Annotated in this window: 1 protein-coding gene; it reads left to right on the top strand. The window is 32.0% G+C overall.

Annotated features, from left to right (window positions below; all coding sequences use genetic code 11):
- Positions 1–240: 240 nt before the first annotated feature.
- Positions 241–1,473 (top strand): competence/damage-inducible protein A, encoded by a 1,233-nt coding sequence (locus AB2369_RS13225; RefSeq protein WP_367666936.1) that lies wholly within the window; start codon positions 241–243, stop codon positions 1,471–1,473.
- Positions 1,474–1,593 lie beyond the last annotated feature (120 nt).

Raw genomic sequence — 1,593 nt, 5'->3', positions numbered from 1 at the left:
GCTATCATTACTTAAGGCTTATTCAAAGATTGAGTTTGGATGTAGTTTATATATACATATATGAGAAATATATTTATTAGAATTTAATCTTAACATATTTATAAAAGAGGCAATATCTTTCAGCTGAAATCTAAAAGGATGATAAGATTCGATGAATAAAATAATTTTAATTTAAAATATATAGATAAAACCATATGGTATAATTACTTTAAAAAGTTTTACAGTAAAGGACGTGTTAAGATGAAAGCAGAAATAATATCTGTGGGAACAGAGTTGCTTTTAGGGGATATTGTAAATACAAATGCTCAGTTCTTAGCTAAGGAGTTAGCGGATTTAGGGATTGATATGTATCGACAAACAGTAGTGGGAGATAATGAGGAAAGAATATTAAATGCTTTTGAAGAAGCTTTTAAAGTTAGTGATATTATAATAACTACAGGAGGACTTGGACCAACAGAGGATGATTTAACTAAGGAAATAGCATGTAAATACTTTAATAAAGAACTTATCTGTCATGAGGAGAGTTATAAAGCGCTACAAGAATACTTTGAAAAGAGCGGTATGTATTTAAGTGAGAATAATAAAAAACAAGCTTATTTTCCAGAGGATGCTATAATATTAAAGAATACCTGCGGAACAGCACCAGGGGCTATAATAAAAGGAGAAGATAATAAAGCTATAATAGTCTTACCAGGACCTCCTAGAGAAATGAAAACTATGTTTAAAAACGAAGTAAAACCTTATCTTAAAAAACTAACTAATAGTGTTCTTGTGTCAAAAGTTTTAAGGATATCTGGTCTAGGTGAAAGTCATATGGAGGAGAAAGTGAAGCATATAATACATAAGTATGAGAATCCAACCATAGCTCCCTATGCAAAAGATGGAGAGTCAATACTTAGATTAACAGCTAAAGCTAAAGATGAAGAAGAAGCTATGAGTATTATAGAGCCAGCAGAAGAGGACATAAGAGGAATCCTTAAGGATAATATATATGGAGAAGGAGAAACTTCTCTAGAGCATGTAGTTTCTAAGTTGTTAGTAGATAAAGAGCTTAAGATAGGAGTGGCAGAGTCTTGTACAGGAGGACTTTTAGCTTCTATGCTTATAAGTTACCCAGGAATATCTAAGGTCTTTTTAGAAGGGGCAGTAACTTATTCTAATGAGGCAAAGATGAGAACTCTAGGAGTAAAAAAAGAAACCTTAGAGAGGTTTGGGGCAGTAAGTGAAGAAACTGCAAAGGAAATGGCAGAAGGTATAGCAAAGAGATGCATAGCAAATATTGGAGTATCTATAACAGGAATTGCAGGTCCGGATGGAGGAACAAGTGATAAACCAGTAGGACTTATTTATATAGGATTATATATAGATGGAAATATGAAAGTTAAAAAACTTAATCTTCAGGGAGATAGAGATAGGATAAGAAGAAGAACAGCCTTAGCCACATTGGACTTTATAAGAAGAGAAATCAAGTAGAACTTAGATTTTAAGCAGTTCATAAGATAAGTTTTGAATCAAAAACCATATATAGGGTTCCTACCTTAATGATTAACTTATCCATAAAATTTTTTCTTGATTAATCAGCATTTAGAGCTA

This window comes from Clostridium sp. (assembly GCF_040797585.1).
Taxonomy (GTDB): domain Bacteria; phylum Bacillota; class Clostridia; order Clostridiales; family Clostridiaceae; genus Clostridium_Z.
This window is presented reverse-complemented; position numbering and strand designations above follow the sequence as displayed.

Coding starts and splice junctions, on each gene's coding strand:
- AB2369_RS13225 (WP_367666936.1), top strand. CDS start 241: ATGAAAGCAGAAATAATATCTGTGGGAACAGAGTTGCTTTTAGGGGAT.